The organism is Microvirga sp. HS2 (assembly GCF_055792805.1).
Window position 1 is genome coordinate 76,267 of sequence record NZ_JBVVAJ010000008.1, and the last position, 15,299, is coordinate 91,565.

Annotated in this window: 17 protein-coding genes; all 17 read left to right on the forward strand. The window is 64.4% G+C overall.

What is annotated here, in order from left to right; genetic code table 11:
* Window positions 1–9 precede the first annotated feature (9 nt).
* The 17 genes from ACS5Q0_RS09655 to ACS5Q0_RS09735 all read left to right on the forward strand — a co-directional run bounded on the left by ACS5Q0_RS09655 (window position 10) and on the right by ACS5Q0_RS09735 (window position 15,290).
* Window positions 10–873, forward strand: coding sequence for a branched-chain amino acid ABC transporter permease (locus tag ACS5Q0_RS09655; protein WP_473126409.1), 864 nt, complete (start codon window positions 10–12; stop codon window positions 871–873).
* 10 nt (window positions 874–883) lie between these two features.
* Window positions 884–1,876 (forward strand): branched-chain amino acid ABC transporter permease, encoded by a 993-nt coding sequence (locus ACS5Q0_RS09660; protein ID WP_473126410.1) that lies wholly within the window; start codon window positions 884–886, stop codon window positions 1,874–1,876.
* Window positions 1,873–2,637, forward strand: a complete 765-nt coding sequence (locus tag ACS5Q0_RS09665; RefSeq protein ID WP_473126411.1) for an ABC transporter ATP-binding protein — start codon at window positions 1,873–1,875, stop codon at window positions 2,635–2,637. Before ACS5Q0_RS09660 ends, ACS5Q0_RS09665 begins: the two co-directional genes overlap by 4 nt.
* Window positions 2,618–3,334: an ABC transporter ATP-binding protein gene (locus tag ACS5Q0_RS09670; RefSeq protein WP_473126412.1), complete on the forward strand. Its 717-nt coding sequence runs from the start codon at window positions 2,618–2,620 to the stop codon at window positions 3,332–3,334. Before ACS5Q0_RS09665 ends, ACS5Q0_RS09670 begins: the two co-directional genes overlap by 20 nt.
* A gap of 8 nt (window positions 3,335–3,342) precedes the next feature.
* On the forward strand, window positions 3,343–4,137 hold the full coding sequence (gene pcaD, locus ACS5Q0_RS09675; protein WP_473126413.1) for a 3-oxoadipate enol-lactonase: 795 nt from the start codon (window positions 3,343–3,345) through the stop codon (window positions 4,135–4,137).
* A gap of 31 nt (window positions 4,138–4,168) precedes the next feature.
* Entirely contained in the window at window positions 4,169–4,522 is a 354-nt protein-coding gene (gene pcaC / locus ACS5Q0_RS09680) for a 4-carboxymuconolactone decarboxylase (protein WP_473126522.1), read from the forward strand.
* Between the two features lie 39 nt (window positions 4,523–4,561).
* Window positions 4,562–5,287, forward strand: coding sequence for a protocatechuate 3,4-dioxygenase subunit beta (pcaH, locus tag ACS5Q0_RS09685; protein WP_473126414.1), 726 nt, complete (start codon window positions 4,562–4,564; stop codon window positions 5,285–5,287).
* Window positions 5,287–5,913, forward strand: a complete 627-nt coding sequence (gene pcaG, locus ACS5Q0_RS09690; protein WP_473126415.1) for a protocatechuate 3,4-dioxygenase subunit alpha — start codon at window positions 5,287–5,289, stop codon at window positions 5,911–5,913. The genes pcaH and pcaG overlap by 1 nt, the downstream gene beginning before the upstream one ends.
* A gap of 100 nt (window positions 5,914–6,013) precedes the next feature.
* On the forward strand, window positions 6,014–6,736 hold the full coding sequence (locus ACS5Q0_RS09695) for a 3-oxoacid CoA-transferase subunit A (RefSeq protein ID WP_473126416.1): 723 nt from the start codon (window positions 6,014–6,016) through the stop codon (window positions 6,734–6,736).
* On the forward strand, window positions 6,733–7,404 hold the full coding sequence (locus tag ACS5Q0_RS09700) for a 3-oxoacid CoA-transferase subunit B (protein ID WP_473126417.1): 672 nt from the start codon (window positions 6,733–6,735) through the stop codon (window positions 7,402–7,404). Before ACS5Q0_RS09695 ends, ACS5Q0_RS09700 begins: the two co-directional genes overlap by 4 nt.
* Window position 7,405: 1 nt before the next feature.
* The gene (gene pcaF / locus ACS5Q0_RS09705; RefSeq protein WP_473126418.1) at window positions 7,406–8,608 is read left to right on the forward strand and encodes a 3-oxoadipyl-CoA thiolase; all 1,203 of its coding nucleotides are present in this window, start codon (window positions 7,406–7,408) and stop codon (window positions 8,606–8,608) included.
* Window positions 8,609–8,626: 18 nt separating this feature from the next.
* Entirely contained in the window at window positions 8,627–9,691 is a 1,065-nt protein-coding gene (locus tag ACS5Q0_RS09710; protein ID WP_473126419.1) for a 3-carboxy-cis,cis-muconate cycloisomerase, read from the forward strand.
* A gap of 294 nt (window positions 9,692–9,985) precedes the next feature.
* Window positions 9,986–11,155 carry a 4-hydroxybenzoate 3-monooxygenase gene (gene pobA, locus ACS5Q0_RS09715; protein WP_473126420.1) on the forward strand — a complete coding sequence of 390 codons (1,170 nt, stop codon included), beginning with the start codon at window positions 9,986–9,988 and terminating at the stop codon, window positions 11,153–11,155.
* Window positions 11,156–11,225: 70 nt separating this feature from the next.
* Complete coding sequence (locus ACS5Q0_RS09720; protein ID WP_473126421.1) at window positions 11,226–12,104, forward strand: protein phosphatase 2C domain-containing protein; 879 nt, start codon at window positions 11,226–11,228, stop codon at window positions 12,102–12,104.
* A 77-nt stretch (window positions 12,105–12,181) separates the two neighbouring features.
* The gene (locus tag ACS5Q0_RS09725; protein WP_473126422.1) at window positions 12,182–13,432 is read left to right on the forward strand and encodes an extracellular solute-binding protein; all 1,251 of its coding nucleotides are present in this window, start codon (window positions 12,182–12,184) and stop codon (window positions 13,430–13,432) included.
* Window positions 13,433–13,509: 77 nt separating this feature from the next.
* Window positions 13,510–14,442: a carbohydrate ABC transporter permease gene (locus ACS5Q0_RS09730; protein ID WP_473126423.1), complete on the forward strand. Its 933-nt coding sequence runs from the start codon at window positions 13,510–13,512 to the stop codon at window positions 14,440–14,442.
* Window positions 14,439–15,290, forward strand: a complete 852-nt coding sequence (locus ACS5Q0_RS09735) for a carbohydrate ABC transporter permease (protein ID WP_473126424.1) — start codon at window positions 14,439–14,441, stop codon at window positions 15,288–15,290. Before ACS5Q0_RS09730 ends, ACS5Q0_RS09735 begins: the two co-directional genes overlap by 4 nt.
* Window positions 15,291–15,299: the final 9 nt, after the last annotated feature.

Sequence of the window (15,299 nt, forward strand, 5' to 3'; positions counted from 1 at the left end):
AAGCTTTTCATGCAGACCATCCTCAGCATTGGCATCGACGCTCTGGCGTTCGGCATGGTGCTGTTCATCATCTGCATCGGCCTGTCTCTCACGATGGGCCTGATGCGGGTCGTGAACCTCGCCCATGGCGCTTTCGCGATGATTGCAGGCTATATCGCTTCTTATGTCGCGCGCGACCTCGGGCTCGGCTATGCCCTTGCGATCCTCCTGGCGATCGTCGGCACGATCGCCATCTCGATTCCGCTCGAGCGGTTTCTCTACCGCCGGATCTACGGTAGCCCCGAACTGACACAGGTGCTGATGACCATCGGCATCACCTTCTGCGTCATCGGCATCACCAATTACTTCTTCGGCCCGACCCTGAAAACCATTCCGCTGCCCCAGCTTCTCAGCGAGCCCGTCGACGTGGGTTTCCGCACGATTGCCGCGCACCGGCTCTTCGTGATCGCGTGCGGCGCGGCCGTGGCGGGCGGGCTGTGGTATCTGATCGAGCGGACGAGCTTCGGCATCAAGCTCAGGGCGACCGTCGACAATGCTGCCATGACCGATGCGCTCGGCGTCCGTACGCAGGTGGTCTATGCCATCAGCTTCGCCATCGCCATCGGGCTTGCCGCTTTCGGCGGAGTGGTCGGCGCCGAGTTCCTGCCCATCGAGCCCTATTACGCCCTGCGCTACATGGTGACGTTCCTCGTGGTCGTCTCCGTCGGCGGAGCGGGCTCCATTCCCGGCGCTCTCATCGCCTGTCTCGTCCTCGGATTGGTGGATACGACGGGCCGCTATCTGATGCCCGATTTCGGCAATTTCTTCTTCTACGCTGCCGTGATCCTCATCGTCTGCCTCTTCCCGCGCGGCTTCCTCGGGAGGGCTCAGTAAAGTGCACGTCATGGCTCAGGCAGGAACGATATCGGCACTCCCCAAGGCAAAGAGTCATTGGTGGCAGGACGTCGTCGGGGTTGTTGCGATCGCCGCCTTCGGCGCAGCGGGCTACTGGCTGTTCCCGGACAATCTCGCTCTGCTCACCCGGGTCGTCGCGGTGGCCCTCCTGGTGCTGTCGATCGACCTGATCGTCGGCTATTGCGGCGTCGCCACCCTGGGTCAGGCCGCCCTGTTCGGCGCGGGGGCCTATGCGGCGGGCATCGCCTGCGTGAACGGGGTGACGGAGCCGATGACGCTGATCGCTATCGGTGCGGTCGCGGGCGCCGCGGCAGGCCTCGTCACCGGAGCCGTCATGCTGCGGGCGCACGGGTTGGCTCAGCTCGTTCTCTCCATCGCGATCGTGCAGCTCTTCCATGAGGCGGCGAACAAGGCGTCCGCCTATACGGGCGGCAGCGACGGTCTGGCGGGCCTGATGGTCAGCCCTCTCTTCGGAACATTCGAATTCGATCTGTGGGGACGCACGGCCTATCTGCTGGGCCTCGCTCTTCTGGTGCTCGTGTTCATCGTTCTCAAGTTCGTCGTCTCTTCGCCGTTTGGGATGCTGTGCCGGGGCATCAAGCAGGATCCGGTCCGCATCCGCGCCATGGGCTCCTTCGTGTTTCCGGTTCTCTTGAAGATGTTCGTGATCTCGGGCGCCGTGGCCGGGATGGGTGGAGCCCTGGCCGCCATCTCGACGCAGGTGGTCGGGCTCGACAGCGTGAGCTTCGAACTCTCCGCCAATGCTCTCGTGATGCTGGTGATCGGCGGGCTCGGCACGCTCTACGGCGCCTTGATCGGCACCGTGATTTTCATGGGGTTTGAGCATGTGGTCTCCGCCTACAACCCGTTCCATTGGATGACCATGGTGGGCGCATTGCTGATCGCCGTGGTGCTGGCAGCGCCCGGAGGCTTGAGCAGCCTGACCGGAAAAATCGCCTCGGCGAGGGGAGGGAGGGCATGAGCGATCTCTTCCGTGTCGAGGGCCTGTCCAAGTCCTTCGGCGGTCTGGCCGTCAGCCGCGACATCTCCCTGGCGATGCCCGCGGGCGAGCGCCTCGCCCTGATCGGCCCCAACGGGGCCGGCAAGACCACCTTCGTCAATCTGGTGACGGGGCAGATCAAGCCCAGCGCCGGGCGCGTCCTCCTGAACGGCGAGGACGTCACGCGGCTCGGCGCCGTGCGGCGCGTGCGCAAAGGACTTGTGCGGACCTTCCAGGTTACCCGTCTCTTCTCCGAGCTCACGCCGGAGGAGCATGTCACCCTCACGGTGCTGCAGCGGGAGGGGAAGGCCACGCGGATCCTGAGCCGCTTTCGCGGAAATGCCGGCGTTGCGGATGAGGTCGAGGGCATTCTCACCACGCTCGGCCTGATCGATGTCGCGCGCCGCAGGGTCGGTCAGATCGCCTACGGACAGCAGCGCCTTCTGGAAATCGCCATCGCGCTTGCGCTCAAGCCGAAGGTGCTCCTGCTCGACGAGCCTGCGGCAGGCGTGCCATCCGCCGACACTCCTCGTATCGAGCAGGCTCTCGAACGTCTTCCGCCGAGCCTCGCCGTGCTCATGATCGAGCACGACATGGATCTCGTGTTCCGCTTCGCCAAGCGCGTCGTGGTTCTCGCAGCGGGTGAGATCATCTTCGAGGGCCTGCCGTCGGAAGTGGCCGCCGATCCGAAAGTGCGTGAAGCCTATCTGGGGAACTATGCCAATGCCCGCAGCGTCGCTTGACGTCAAACGCCTGAGTGCAGGCTATGGCCCGACCCTGGTGCTGGAGGACGTCTCCTTCTCCGTTCCCGCCGGGGCGCGCCTGTCGATCCTCGGCCGCAACGGCATGGGAAAGACCACGTTGCTCTCGACCCTCATGGGAATGAACCGGCGGTACGGGGGCGAAATCCTGGTCGGTGGCCGGGATCTCGCGTCGCTGAAGAGTTCGGAGCGCGCCCGGCAGGGCATCGGACTGGTGCCGCAGACGCGCGATATCTTCCGCTCGCTCACAGTCGAAGAGAACCTGATCGTCGGGATCAAGGATCGCCCACGCCAAGTCATCCAGGAAGCCTATGACATGTTTCCGCGCCTCTTCGAGCGCCGCAACAATCTCGGCTGGCAATTGTCCGGCGGCGAGCAGCAGATGCTCTCCACGGCCCGCACCATCCTCGGCAAGCCCTCGGTGCTTCTTCTCGACGAGCCTCTCGAAGGCCTGGCTCCGGTGATCTGCGAGGAACTGATGGCCGCGTTCACGCGCCTGGCCTCCAGCGGTGAGATGACGATCCTGCTCGTGGAGCAGCGCCTGGAGAGCGCCCTCGACTTCGCCGAGTCCGTCCTGATCCTGGAGCGGGGACGCATCGTCTGGCAGGGCACGAGCGAGGCTCTACGGGCGGATCAAAGTCTGATCGAGCATTACATCGGCGTCGGTTCGCTGCATTGAGGTGAGACATGGCATTCGTTCGCGCTAACGGCATCGTTCTTCATCATCAGGTCATCGGACGATCGGATGCCCCCACGCTCGTCTTCAACAATTCGCTGGGCAGCGACTTCCGCATCTGGCAGGCGGTCGCGCCCGCATTCGCGGACCGGTTCCGCGTCGTGCTCTACGACAAGCGCGGCCATGGCCTGTCGGATGCGCCGCCCGCTCCCTACACGATGGACGATCATACGGATGATCTGCTCGCGCTGCTCGATCACCTCGAGGTCGGGAGCGCCGCTCTCGTCGGCCTCTCCGTCGGCGGCATGATCGCTCAGCGCGCCGCCATGCGGGCTCCCGGACGCGTCAGGGCGCTGGTTCTGTGCTGCACGGCTGCGAAGATCGGCACGCCGGGCCTCTGGGCTGAGCGGATCTCCGCCGTGGAGAAGGGCGGCATCGGGCCGATCGCCGACAATGTCCTGCAGCGCTGGTTCACGCCCGACTTCCACGAAACATGCGGGGACGACGTCGCGGGCTGGCGCAACATGCTCGTGCGCATTCCGGTTCACGGCTATGCCGGGACCTGTGCCGCCATCCGCGATGCGGACCTGACGGCGGATGCGGGAAAGATCGATGCTCCGACGCTGTGCATCGCCGGAGACCAGGACGGCTCGACGCCTGCCGACGTGGTGCGCGACACGGCGAGCCTCATCCCCGGCGCACGTTTCGAGCTGATCGAGGGGTGCGGTCACATTCCATGCGTCGAGAAGCCCGCGGCGCTCACGCAACTGATCCAGAAGCATCTTCAGGAGGCCGGTCTTGTCTGACGAAAAGAAGAGCGAGCGCTACGAGGCGGGCATGGCGGTCCGCCGCCAGGTTCTGGGCGATGCGCATGTGGACAGGGCCAGCGCGCAGATGACGGATCTCGACGCCGATTTCCAGACCTTCATCACCGAGGGCGCCTGGGGATCGGTGTGGACGCGCCCGCAATTGTCGAAGCGCGAGCGCTCCATTCTCACCATCGCGCTGCTCGCGGCGCTCGGGCACGACGACGAGGTCGCCATGCATGTTCGCGCGACGCGCAACACGGGCGCGACCAAGGATGACATTCGCGAGGCTCTCTTCCATGTGGCGGTCTATGCGGGCGTGCCCGCCGCCAATCACGCCTTCAAGGTGGTGAAGAAAGCCTATGAGGAGATGGAAAAGGCATGAGAACGCGCGGCACGTTCGGCTTCGTGAGGGAGGGCAGCCATGTCGGATGAAGGATCGTTCTACCAGCGGGACAGGAGCTGGCACCCACCGGCCTTGACGCCGCAATACAAGACCTCCGTCCTGCGCTCGCCGCAATATCCGCTGCTGTCGCTTGACAACACGATCTCGGAGATGACCGGGCCGGTCTTCGGCCACGGCAAGATCGGGCCGCTCGATAACGATCTCATCCGCAACTACAACAAGACCGGGGAGCCGATCGGCCAGCGCATCATCGTCTATGGCCGCGTGCTCGACGAAAACGCGCGCCCGGTGCCCGGCGCTCTCGTGGAGTTCTGGCAGGCCAATGCGGGCGGGCGCTACCGGCACAGGAAGGAGACCTACCTGGCTCCCCTCGACCCGAATTTCGGCGGCTGCGGTCGCGTCATCACGGACGAGGAGGGGCGCTACTGGTTCCGCACCATCAAGCCCGGCGCTTACCCGTGGCCGAACGGCGTCAACGACTGGCGGCCGGCCCATATCCATTTCTCGATCTTCGGCCACGCCTTCGCGCAGCGCCTGATCACCCAGATGTATTTCGAGGGCGATCCGATGATCTGGCAATGCCCCATCGTCTCGACGATCCCCGACAGGAAGGCAGTGGAGCAACTGATCGCCGCGCTGGACCGGGAGAACACGCTTCCGATGGATGCGCTCGCCTACAAATTCGACATCGTTCTGCGCGGCCGCCGCTCGACGATGTTCGAGAACCGGATGGAGGGGAACTGATGGTTCAGAAACTGGAGCGATTGAAGGAATCTCCTTCTCAGACGGCGGGTCCCTACGTTCATATCGGCGCCACGCCGAACTGGGTCGAAATCACCGGCGTGTGGAAGGAGGATCTCGGCCTCGTCCTCGTCGGGCCCGAGACGAAGGGCGAGCGCGTCGTCGTGAAGGGCCGCGTCTTCGACGGCAGCGGGACGCCTCTGAAGGATGCGCTCATCGAGATCTGGCAGGCGGATGCCGAGGGGCTTTACAACAGCCCTCAGGAGAAGCGCGGCCGGGCCGACCCGCATTTTGCCGGCTGGGGCCGACAGCCCACGGACGGCGTCACCGGCGAGTTCAAGTTCGAGACGATCAAGCCGGGGCGGGTTCCCTACAAGGACGGCCGCCCGATGGCGCCGCACATCACATTTTGGATCGTGGCGCGCGGCATCAATATCGGCCTCCATACCCGCATGTATTTCGCGGATGAGGAAGCAGCCAACGCAGAATGCCCGGTCCTGGCGCGCATCGAGCACAAGGTGAGGGTGCCCACCCTCATCGCGCCGCGCAGCGAGGAGAACGGCATTCCCACCTATACCTTCGACATCCATCTTCAGGGTGAGAAGGAAACCGTGTTCTTCGATATCTGATCAGCCCGATGTTGGCAGCTTCCTGCCGATCGACCGTGCAGGACCCGTCAACCAGAAGCCAGAGACAGGATCGAGCCTCTGGTGCGAGAGGAGCCCTCCAATGGATAAAACAATCGCCACCCCGGCCGAGGCTGTGGCGGGAATCGGTGACGGTGCGACGGTGATGATCGGGGGCTTCGGCGGTTCCGGCTCACCGATTGAGTTGATCCATGCGCTCATTGATCGATTCCTGATCACAGGCAGCCCAAAGAGCCTCACTATCGTGAACAACAATGCAGGCAACGGCCATGTCGGGCTTGCGGCGTTGATCGAGCACGGAATGGTGCGCAAGCTGATCTGCTCCTTTCCCCGCTCGTCCGATCCGCGCGTGTTCACCGAGAAATATCTGGCCGGTGAGATCGAGCTGGAGCTGGTGCCGCAAGGCACGCTCGCCGAACGTATCCGTGCCGGCGGCGCGGGCATTCCGGCCTTCTACACGCCCACAGCCTATGGGACCGATCTCGCAGACGGCAAGGTGATCGCGGAATTCGATGGCCGGCCTTATGTGCAGGAGCGCTGGTTGAAAGCCGATTTCGCGCTGGTGAAAGCCCATCTCGGCGACCGGCACGGGAACCTGACCTACAACAAGGCGGCACGGAACTTCAATCCGCTGATGTGCATGGCGGCGGCGACAGCTCTCGTCCAGGTCAGCCGGATCGTGGAACCAGGCGACATCGACCCGGAGCACGTCGTCACTCCCGGCATCTTTGTACAAGGCCTCGTTGAGGTCGCGGATCCGCAACAGGAAGAAGTCCTGAACCGCGCCGGAGCACACCACCCATGACCATCAAGCTTTCAAATTCCCAGATCGCCTGGCGCGCCGCGCAGGACATCGCGGATGGGGCCTACGTCAACCTTGGCATCGGCTTTCCCGAAATGGTGGCTCAATACCAGCCTGCCGGACGCCAGGCGATCTTTCACACCGAAAACGGCATCCTGAATTTCGGCGAGGCTCCGGCAGAGGGGGCCGAGGACTGGGATCTGATCAATGCCGGCAAGAAAGCCGTTACGCTGAATCCGGGTGCGGCCTTCTTCCACCACGCCGACAGTTTCGCGATGGTGAGAGGCGGGCATCTCGATGTGGCGATCCTCGGGGCGTATCAGGTGGCCGAGAACGGGGATCTGGCGAACTGGAGCACCGGGCCCAAGGGCGTTCCGGCAGTGGGCGGGGCAATGGATCTCGTCCACGGCGCGAAGCGGGTGGCGGTGATCACCGATCATGTGACGAAGGACGGCAAGCCTAAGCTGGTGAAGCGATGCACCCTGCCGCTGACCGGCGTGAGCTGCGTGACGCGCGTCTATACCAGCCTCGCAGTCATTGACATCCAGGATGGTCATTTCGTTCTGCGCGAGAAGCTGCCCGCGCTGACGCTCGAGGCGCTGCAGGCGCAGACGGGGGCCGAGCTTCTTATCAAGGGCCCTGTGGCCGATCTGATTGTTCCGGAGCTGTAAGATGAATGCGGTTTTCATCTGCGACTACGTCCGTACCCCCATCGGCCGGTTCGGAGGGGCTCTGTCGAGCGTGCGGGCCGACGATCTCGCGGCGGTTCCGCTCAAGGCCCTCATGGAGCGCTGCGGCGGAGTCGATTTCGAGGCCGTCGATGACGTGATCTATGGTTGCGCCAACCAGGCCGGAGAAGACAACCGCAACGTGGCGCGCATGGCTCTGCTGCTGGCGGGCCTGCCCGGCTCCGTCTCCGGCACCACCATCAACCGCCTCTGCGGCTCGGGCATGGACGCGGTCATTGCGGCCGCGCGCGCCATCAAGGCGGGCGAGGCGGAGCTGATGATCGCGGGCGGAGTCGAATCCATGTCGCGCGCGCCCTTCGTCATGCCGAAGGCGGAGACGGCATTCTCGCGCGCCGCCGAGATCTACGACACCACCATCGGCTGGCGCTTCGTCAATCCGCTGATGAAGAGCCAGTACGGCGTGGATTCCATGCCGGAGACCGGCGAGAACGTGGCGGAGGATTACCGCGTCTCCCGCGCCGACCAGGACGCCTTCGCCCTACGCTCGCAGCAGAAGGCCGCTGCCGCGCAGGCGAACGGGCGTCTCGCCCGGGAGATCGTTCCGGTCTCGATCCCCAGGCGCAAGGGCGATCCGGTCATCGTGGAGAAGGACGAGCATCCACGCGACACGACCCTCGAACAGCTCGCCAGGCTGCCGACACCGTTCCGCAAGGACGGAACCGTGACGGCGGGCAATGCGTCCGGCGTCAACGATGGCGCGGCGGCGCTCATCGTCGCGTCGGAGGAGGCGATGCGCAGATATGGCCTCGAGCCCCTCGCTCGCGTGGTGGGGGGAGCCGCGGCAGGCGTTCCGCCGCGCATCATGGGCATCGGCCCGGTGCCGGCCACGCGCAAGCTCTGCGCCCGTCTTGGATGGCAGCCCTCCGACTTCGACGTGGTGGAGCTGAACGAGGCATTCGCCAGCCAGGGCATCGCGGTTTTGCGCGAGCTCGGGATCGCGGAGGATGCGGAGCATGTCAACCCGAACGGCGGCGCGATCGCGCTCGGCCATCCGCTCGGCATGTCGGGCGCGCGGATCACCGGGACGGCGGCGCTGGAGCTGAAGCTCACGGGCAGGAAGCGCGCGCTTGCCACCATGTGCGTCGGCGTCGGGCAGGGCATCGCCATTGCCCTCGAAGCCGTGTGATCGGTGAGGAGCATCGCCATGCATGCACGTCCGTATCCCTTGCTGAAGGCTCTCGTCGGCGACGAGGCGGTGGGCGCTTTCTTTTCCGACGAGGCCGAGCTTTCCGCCCTGCTGGAGACCGAGGTCGCGCTTGCCAGGGCGCAGGCCGAGGCTGGGTTGATCGATAAGGAAGCCGCGCAGAGGGTCGCCGAGGTCAGCCGCAGCTTCCGCCCCGACTGGGACAAGCTGGCGGAAGGTCTCGCGCAGGACGGCGTGATCGTTCCCGCCTTCGTCAAGCAGCTGCGGGCCGCGGTGGGCGAGCCTTATGCGAAGGACGTTCACCTCGGCGCGACGAGCCAGGACATCATCGACACGGCCCTCGTGCTTCGTCTGAAAAGCGTTATCGGGATCTTCGGGCAGCGCATGGCCGACCTGGTCGCGGCCCTGCGCGATCTTCGTGTGCGGGACGGCTTGGTGAAGCTGATGGCTCATACCCGCATGCAGCAGGCGTTGCCGTTCACGGCGGCCGACAAGATCGACACGTGGCTGCAGCCGCTGGAGCGTCATGCTGAGAACCTGGAGAATCTCGCACCGCGCCTTCTGGTGGTGCAGCTCGGTGGGCCCATCGGAACGCGCCAAGAGTTGAAGGACCATGGCGATGCGGTGGCCGACGCCATGGCGGAGGTCCTGGGGCTCGGCTACGGACCGTCCTGGCATTCCCAGCGCGATCGCATCGGCGAGTTCGCCGCCTTTCTCTCGCTCCTGTCCGGCACGCTCGGCAAGATCGGGCAGGATGCGGCGCTGATGGCGCAGAACGAGGTGGGCGAAGTGCGCCTCGCTGCGGGCGGCGGATCTTCCGCCATGCCGCACAAATCCAACCCGGTTCAGGCGGAGGTGCTCGTCACGCTCGCCCGCTTCAATGCCGGTCTGCTCGGCACGCTGCATCAGGCCCTCGTGCACGAGAATGAGCGCTCGGGATCGGCATGGACGCTGGAATGGCTCGTCCTGCCTCAGATGGTGGAGGCGGCGGCGGCCGGGTTGAGCAAGGCGCAGGCGCTCGTGACGGGCATGCGTTTTCTGCCGTCCTCATACGGCGAACATTAGGCATCGCCTACGATGACGGTCACTCTGCCGCTTCCGCCGCAATCAGGACAGGGGCGCTGGTTGAGCCGACCAGATCCGCTGCAGGTCGGACAGATGGTCTCGCCCGTCTGTCGGGTGCCGGGGACGTCTTCATCGCCGGGATTTTTTCTGTCTCCATCGGTCATCGCACCATCTCCTTTGCAGATGAACGTCGTGAGGGTGCGACGGTTCGTTTCGGGAGCAGGGTGAGAGCAGGGCAGCCCGCGAGAGGGATCATGGGCGCCGCACAGGGATGCGGCGCAGGAGGGAACGACAATGCGCACCAAGGTCGCGATCATCGGCGCAGGTCCCGCAGGGCTGCTGCTCGGGCAGCTCCTGTACAAGCAGGGCATCGAGGCCATCATCATCGAGCGCCGCAGTCGCGATTACGTACTCGGCCGCATCCGGGCGGGCGTGCTGGAGCAGGGCACCGTCGAACTCCTCGAAAAGGCTGGGGTCAGCGAGCGCATGCACGCGGAGGGTCTGGTGCATGACGGCGTGGAGTTCTGTTTCGACGGCGACAAGCACCGCTTCAACTTCCGCGAACTCATCGGGCGCACGGTGACGGTCTATGGGCAGACGGAGGTCACCCGCGATCTCATGCAGGCGCGGGACGCGTCCGGCGCAGTCTCCATCTACGAGGCGGATCAGGTCTCGATCCACGATTTCGACACCGACAGGCCTAAGGTCCGGTTCGTCAAGGACGGCGTTCAGCAGGAGATCACCTGCGACTTCATCGCCGGATGTGACGGTTATCATGGCGTGTGCCGCGCCAGCGTGCCCGCAGGTGCCCTGACGACTTTCGAGCGCGTCTATCCCTTCGGCTGGCTCGGAATCCTTGTCGATCGTCCGCCCGTGGCGGACGAGCTGATCTATGCCCATCACGAGAGGGGCTTCGCCCTCTGCTCGATGCGCTCGCACACCCGCAGCCGCTACTATGTCCAGGTTCCTTCCGGCGAGAAGGTGGAGGACTGGTCGGACGAGCGCTTCTGGGACGAGTTGCGCCGACGCGTGGACGAGGAGACGGCGGAGCGACTGGTGACGGGCCCCTCCATCGAGAAGTCCATCGCGCCGCTGCGGAGTTTCGTCGCCGAGCCTCTGCGGTTCGGCCGCCTGTTCCTGGCGGGCGACGCGGCTCATATCGTGCCGCCGACAGGAGCCAAGGGCCTGAACCTCGCGGCCAGCGATGTCGGGGCTCTCGCCGAGGCGCTAGCCGAATATTATCATGAGCGTTCTTCCGCCGGCATCGACGGGTACTCGGCCCGCGTTCTCGCCCGGGTCTGGAAAGCGGAACGATTTTCCTGGTGGATGACCTCGATCCTGCATACCTTTCCGAACACCGATACGTTCGGGCGGCGGATGCAGAGGACCGAATTCGACTATCTCGTCGGTTCCGAGGCGGCCTCAAAGTCCCTGGCCGAGAACTATACCGGGTTGCCGCTGTAACCGCTTCCGGGTGTGAACAGTCCCTAAGACCAGTATGGACAGGGGGCGACCAATATGAGACCAGTTAGGAGTGACCCTGACTGGCCCCGATCCCCGCTTCCGGTCCCTGTACCGGCAATCCGTGCCCGGCACCCGTATCAATGAGGACGGGTTGGGCCTGCTCGACCATTGCGCCTGGATCATCGACGGAGCCACGGGGCTTTCGACCGGGCAATTGACCGAGGGCGGGAGCGATGCTGCCTGGCTCGCGGCCAGGATCCACGAAACCTTGGAGAGGCTGGCAAGCGAGGATCGTCCGGGGGACGATCTCCTCCGGCGGGTGGAGGCTGAGATCAGCCGGGTCTTCGCCACGGCCACCGCCCATCTTCCAGGACATCACGTCCATCATACCCCTTCGGCCTGTCTCGGGCTCGTCCAGGCTCGTCGGTCCGACCCCGGACATCTGCGCCTCGACGGCTTCTTTCTCGGGGACGTGGTGGCTCTGGTTCCCACGGAGCAGGGGATTGCGCGCTGGACCGACGAGCGATCGAAGCCCTTCGAGCGAAAGACGCTTGCCGCACTCGAATCCGGAGGTCACGCGCCGGGCCTGATGCCGGAGGCGGTCCGGCGTCAGATCCTGGACAATCGCAGCAAGCTCAACCAGCCGGACGGCTATTGGGTCGTCAGCCCGTCCCATCCATGGGCCGGGCGCGAGCTGTACTTCGAGGCGCAGGTGAGGGCGGGTGAGACGATCGTGCTCGCCACGGACGGTTTCATGCGCCTCGTCGATGTGTTCGGAGCTTATACGGATCGCTTCCTCCATGCCGCGCTCGCCGAGGGCAGGGGAGACGATCTGATTGAGGAATTGCGGGCGCTGGAGCGCGACGATCTCCTGGCGAGGGCGTATCCGCGTGTTAAAACGCACGACGATGCGACGGTGCTCGTGATCGTGGCCGAGACCAGCGGCTAGAACGGATTCCGGAAGGCGGATCGAAAAGGACGCCTGCCGGTGGGAGGAAAAGGACTTCAACGATGAGGGAACCGACAATGAAACTGACCCGACGCATTCTGATGGGCGCTGCCGCCGGCGGCCTCCTGTTGTCATCCGGCGCCGCCATGGCCCAGCAGACCGAGCTGACCTTCTGGAGCTGGCGCCAGGAAGACAAGGCGTTCTATCAGGACGCCATCAAGAAGTTCCAGGCGACGGAGCCCAGCATCTCGATCAAGTTCGAGACCTATGCGCCCGAGAACTATCAGACCATTCTCTCCACGGCGCTCGCCGCCGGCCGCGGTCCGGACGTGATTCAGGTTCGCGCCTACGGCAATCTGGAGACCATCGCAACCCCCGGCTATCTGGTCGCTCTCGACAAGCAGAATGTGCCGGAGCTCGCGAATTTCCCCGACGCGGCTCTCGCCGCCGAGACCCTGCGCTCCGATGGCAAGGTCTATGCGGTGCCCTTCGCCATGCAGGCCCAGCTCGTCGTCTACAACAAGAAGATCTTCAAGGATAACGGCGTGAACCCGCCGAAGACCTGGGACGAGCTGATGGCCCTGTGCCAGGCGCTGAAGGCCAAGAGCGTCACGCCATTCGCCAACGGCACCGCGACCGCGTGGCAGAACGAGACCATCGTCGGCGGCCTTCTGTCGTCCATGCTCGGCAAGTCCTTCGAGGATGATATCGTCTCGGGCAAGGCGAACTTCACCGATCCGCGCTTCGTCAGCGCGCTCGCCAAGCTCAAGGACGTCAGCCAGTACTTCTCGCCGAACTTCTCGGGCGTTGACTACCCGTCGTCGCAGCAGCTCTTCGTGGCGGGCCGCGCGGCCATGTTCGCGGGCGGCTCCTATGAGGTCGCGAACTTCAAGAACCAGAACCCGACCCTCGATCTGGGCGTGTTCCCGGCGCCGGTCCTGAAGGAAGGCGATCAGGCTCTCATCGCAACCTACTACGACGGCGGCTACGCGGTGAACGCGAAGAGCGAGAAGAAGGAAGCGGCTCTGAAGTTCATCCGCTATCTCGCCACTCCGGAATACGGCACCGCCTTCACCAACACCCTGAAGAACCTGTCGCCGATCAAGGGGATCAAGATCGAGGACCCGATCACGCAGGAGGTGGCGAAGCTCGCCCAGAATTCCATGTCCTACTTGATGCTCGTGCGCTTCCGCTACCAGGAGCCGAGCGGATCGGTGCTGCTGCAGTCGAACGTGCAGAAGATGCTTGCCGGCCAGCAGACGCCCGAGCAGGCGGCCGCCGAGATCAACAAGGGCATCGCGACCTACTACAAGCCGTTCCAGAAGTAAGCTCATCCGTCGTCATGCCCGGCCTTGTGCCGGGCATGACGGCAGGATGCCTCTCTCCGACCTTCCAGGGTTCACCAATGCCCGTCTCGCCCAAACAGGCCCGCACATGGAAGCACCGCAGCTGGGTGGCGTTTCTCGTCGTCCCGCCCGTCGTGTTCATGTCGCTGTTCGTGGTCTATCCGATCCTGTCGGCCTTCGCCTACGCCTTCTATGAATGGCGCGGCTTGGCGCGCGGCGATTTCGTGGGGCTGGCGAACTTCAAGGAAGTGCTGTTCGGGGCCACCATGGGGCCGACCGTCTGGAACGCCTTCCTGCACAACGTCTATGCGCTGATCGCGCTCATGATCATCCAGAACGGCGGCGGGTTCTTTCTCGCGTGGCTGCTCTACAAGGAGCACTTCGGCTTCCGCTTCCACCGGGTCGCGGTGTTCGTGCCCGTGGTGCTTTCCACGATCATCGTGGGCTTCCTGTGGAAGCTCTTCCTCAATCCGAACTTCGGCATCATCAACCAGGCGCTCTATTCCCTGGGCCTCGATTCATGGGCGAAGCCCTGGCTCGGCGATTCCTCCACCGCGCTCGGCGCGCTCATCCTCGCCAATGCCTGGCACTTCGTGGGCTTTCCGACGCTCGTCTATCTCGCCGGCATGCAGCGCATCCCGTCCGACATCATCGAGGCGGCGCGGCTCGACGGCACCAGCGAATGGCAGCTCCTCAGGACCATCGTATGGCCCCTGGTGGCCCCCAGCACCACCATTCTCTTCACGCTGCTCTTCATCGGCGCGTTCAACTGGTTCGAGATCCCTTACGTGATGGTCGGCCTCGACGGTTCGCCTTTCGGCACGACCGATGTGCTCGGCCTCGTCTTCTACCGCACGGCCTTCGGAAACCAGAGCGCCAGCATTCAGAATTTCGGCATGGGCTCGGCGCTCGCCACCCTCATCTTCCTCTTCATCGTGGTCTTCGCGTCCACGCTCACCCTGTGGCTGCGCCGTCGGGAGATCCAGTTTTGACCGCTCTGGCCAATTCTTCATCATCGCGGCAGCCGATCTCCTTTGCGCTTCTGGCGCAGGTGATCCTGATCGCGAACTCGTTCATCATGCTCTATCCGGTCGTGGTGATGGTGCTCTCCGCCTTCAAGACCACGGGCGAGATCTTCGAGCACCCCTTCGCGCTGCCCGATTTCACGCAGGTGCAGAACTTCGCCAAGGTCCTCGGCGAAACCGCGATGCCGACCTATTTCATGAACTCGATCATCGTGACCGGCGTCTCGATCCTCCTGATCCTCGTGCTCGGCACCATGGCGGGCTATGCGGTGGCGCGCTACGAGTCGCGCACCAACACCTTCATCCTGCTGTTCTTCCTGGCGGGTCTGATGCTGCCCTTGAAGCTCGCGGTCATTCCGCTCTTCATTCTGCTGCGCGACCTGAACCTGCTCGACAGCCGCTGGAGCTTGATCGTCACCTATACGGCCATCGGGCTGCCGTCGGCCGTGTTCATCATGGCAGGCTTCCTGCGCTCGCTGCCCGCTGAGCTGGAGGACGCGGCCCGCATCGACGGCGCGTCGGAGCCCCGCATCATGTGGTCCGTCATGCTCCCGCTGGCGCGTCCGCCCATGGCCATCGCGGCCATTCAGAACGCGGTGCCGATCTGGAACGACTTCTTCTTCCCTCTCGTCTTCATCCAGACCGACGCCTACAAGACCCTGCCGCAGGGACTGACGACCTTCATGGGGGAATACACCACCGATTGGGGCATGCTGTTCGCGGGCCTCACCATCGCGGCGGCGCCGATCACGCTTCTCTACGTCGCCCTGTCGCGCCAGTTCATTCAAGGTCTGACCGCTGGTGCGGTGAAGTAGGACACGGCC

Bases quoted from the DNA above. Each gene is read 5' to 3' on its own strand.
- ACS5Q0_RS09725 (WP_473126422.1), top strand. From the start codon at position 12,182: ATGAAACTGACCCGACGCATTCTGATGGGCGCTGCCGCCGGCGGCCTC.
- ACS5Q0_RS09655 (WP_473126409.1), top strand. From the start codon at position 10: ATGCAGACCATCCTCAGCATTGGCATCGACGCTCTGGCGTTCGGCATG.
- pcaH (WP_473126414.1), top strand. From the start codon at position 4,562: ATGTCGGATGAAGGATCGTTCTACCAGCGGGACAGGAGCTGGCACCCA.
- ACS5Q0_RS09700 (WP_473126417.1), top strand. From the start codon at position 6,733: ATGACCATCAAGCTTTCAAATTCCCAGATCGCCTGGCGCGCCGCGCAG.
- ACS5Q0_RS09730 (WP_473126423.1), top strand. From the start codon at position 13,510: ATGCCCGTCTCGCCCAAACAGGCCCGCACATGGAAGCACCGCAGCTGG.
- pcaF (WP_473126418.1), top strand. From the start codon at position 7,406: ATGAATGCGGTTTTCATCTGCGACTACGTCCGTACCCCCATCGGCCGG.
- ACS5Q0_RS09665 (WP_473126411.1), top strand. From the start codon at position 1,873: ATGAGCGATCTCTTCCGTGTCGAGGGCCTGTCCAAGTCCTTCGGCGGT.
- pcaG (WP_473126415.1), top strand. From the start codon at position 5,287: ATGGTTCAGAAACTGGAGCGATTGAAGGAATCTCCTTCTCAGACGGCG.
- ACS5Q0_RS09695 (WP_473126416.1), top strand. From the start codon at position 6,014: ATGGATAAAACAATCGCCACCCCGGCCGAGGCTGTGGCGGGAATCGGT.
- pcaD (WP_473126413.1), top strand. From the start codon at position 3,343: ATGGCATTCGTTCGCGCTAACGGCATCGTTCTTCATCATCAGGTCATC.
- ACS5Q0_RS09660 (WP_473126410.1), top strand. From the start codon at position 884: ATGGCTCAGGCAGGAACGATATCGGCACTCCCCAAGGCAAAGAGTCAT.
- pcaC (WP_473126522.1), top strand. From the start codon at position 4,169: ATGGCGGTCCGCCGCCAGGTTCTGGGCGATGCGCATGTGGACAGGGCC.
- ACS5Q0_RS09670 (WP_473126412.1), top strand. From the start codon at position 2,618: ATGCCCGCAGCGTCGCTTGACGTCAAACGCCTGAGTGCAGGCTATGGC.
- ACS5Q0_RS09710 (WP_473126419.1), top strand. From the start codon at position 8,627: ATGCATGCACGTCCGTATCCCTTGCTGAAGGCTCTCGTCGGCGACGAG.
- pobA (WP_473126420.1), top strand. From the start codon at position 9,986: ATGCGCACCAAGGTCGCGATCATCGGCGCAGGTCCCGCAGGGCTGCTG.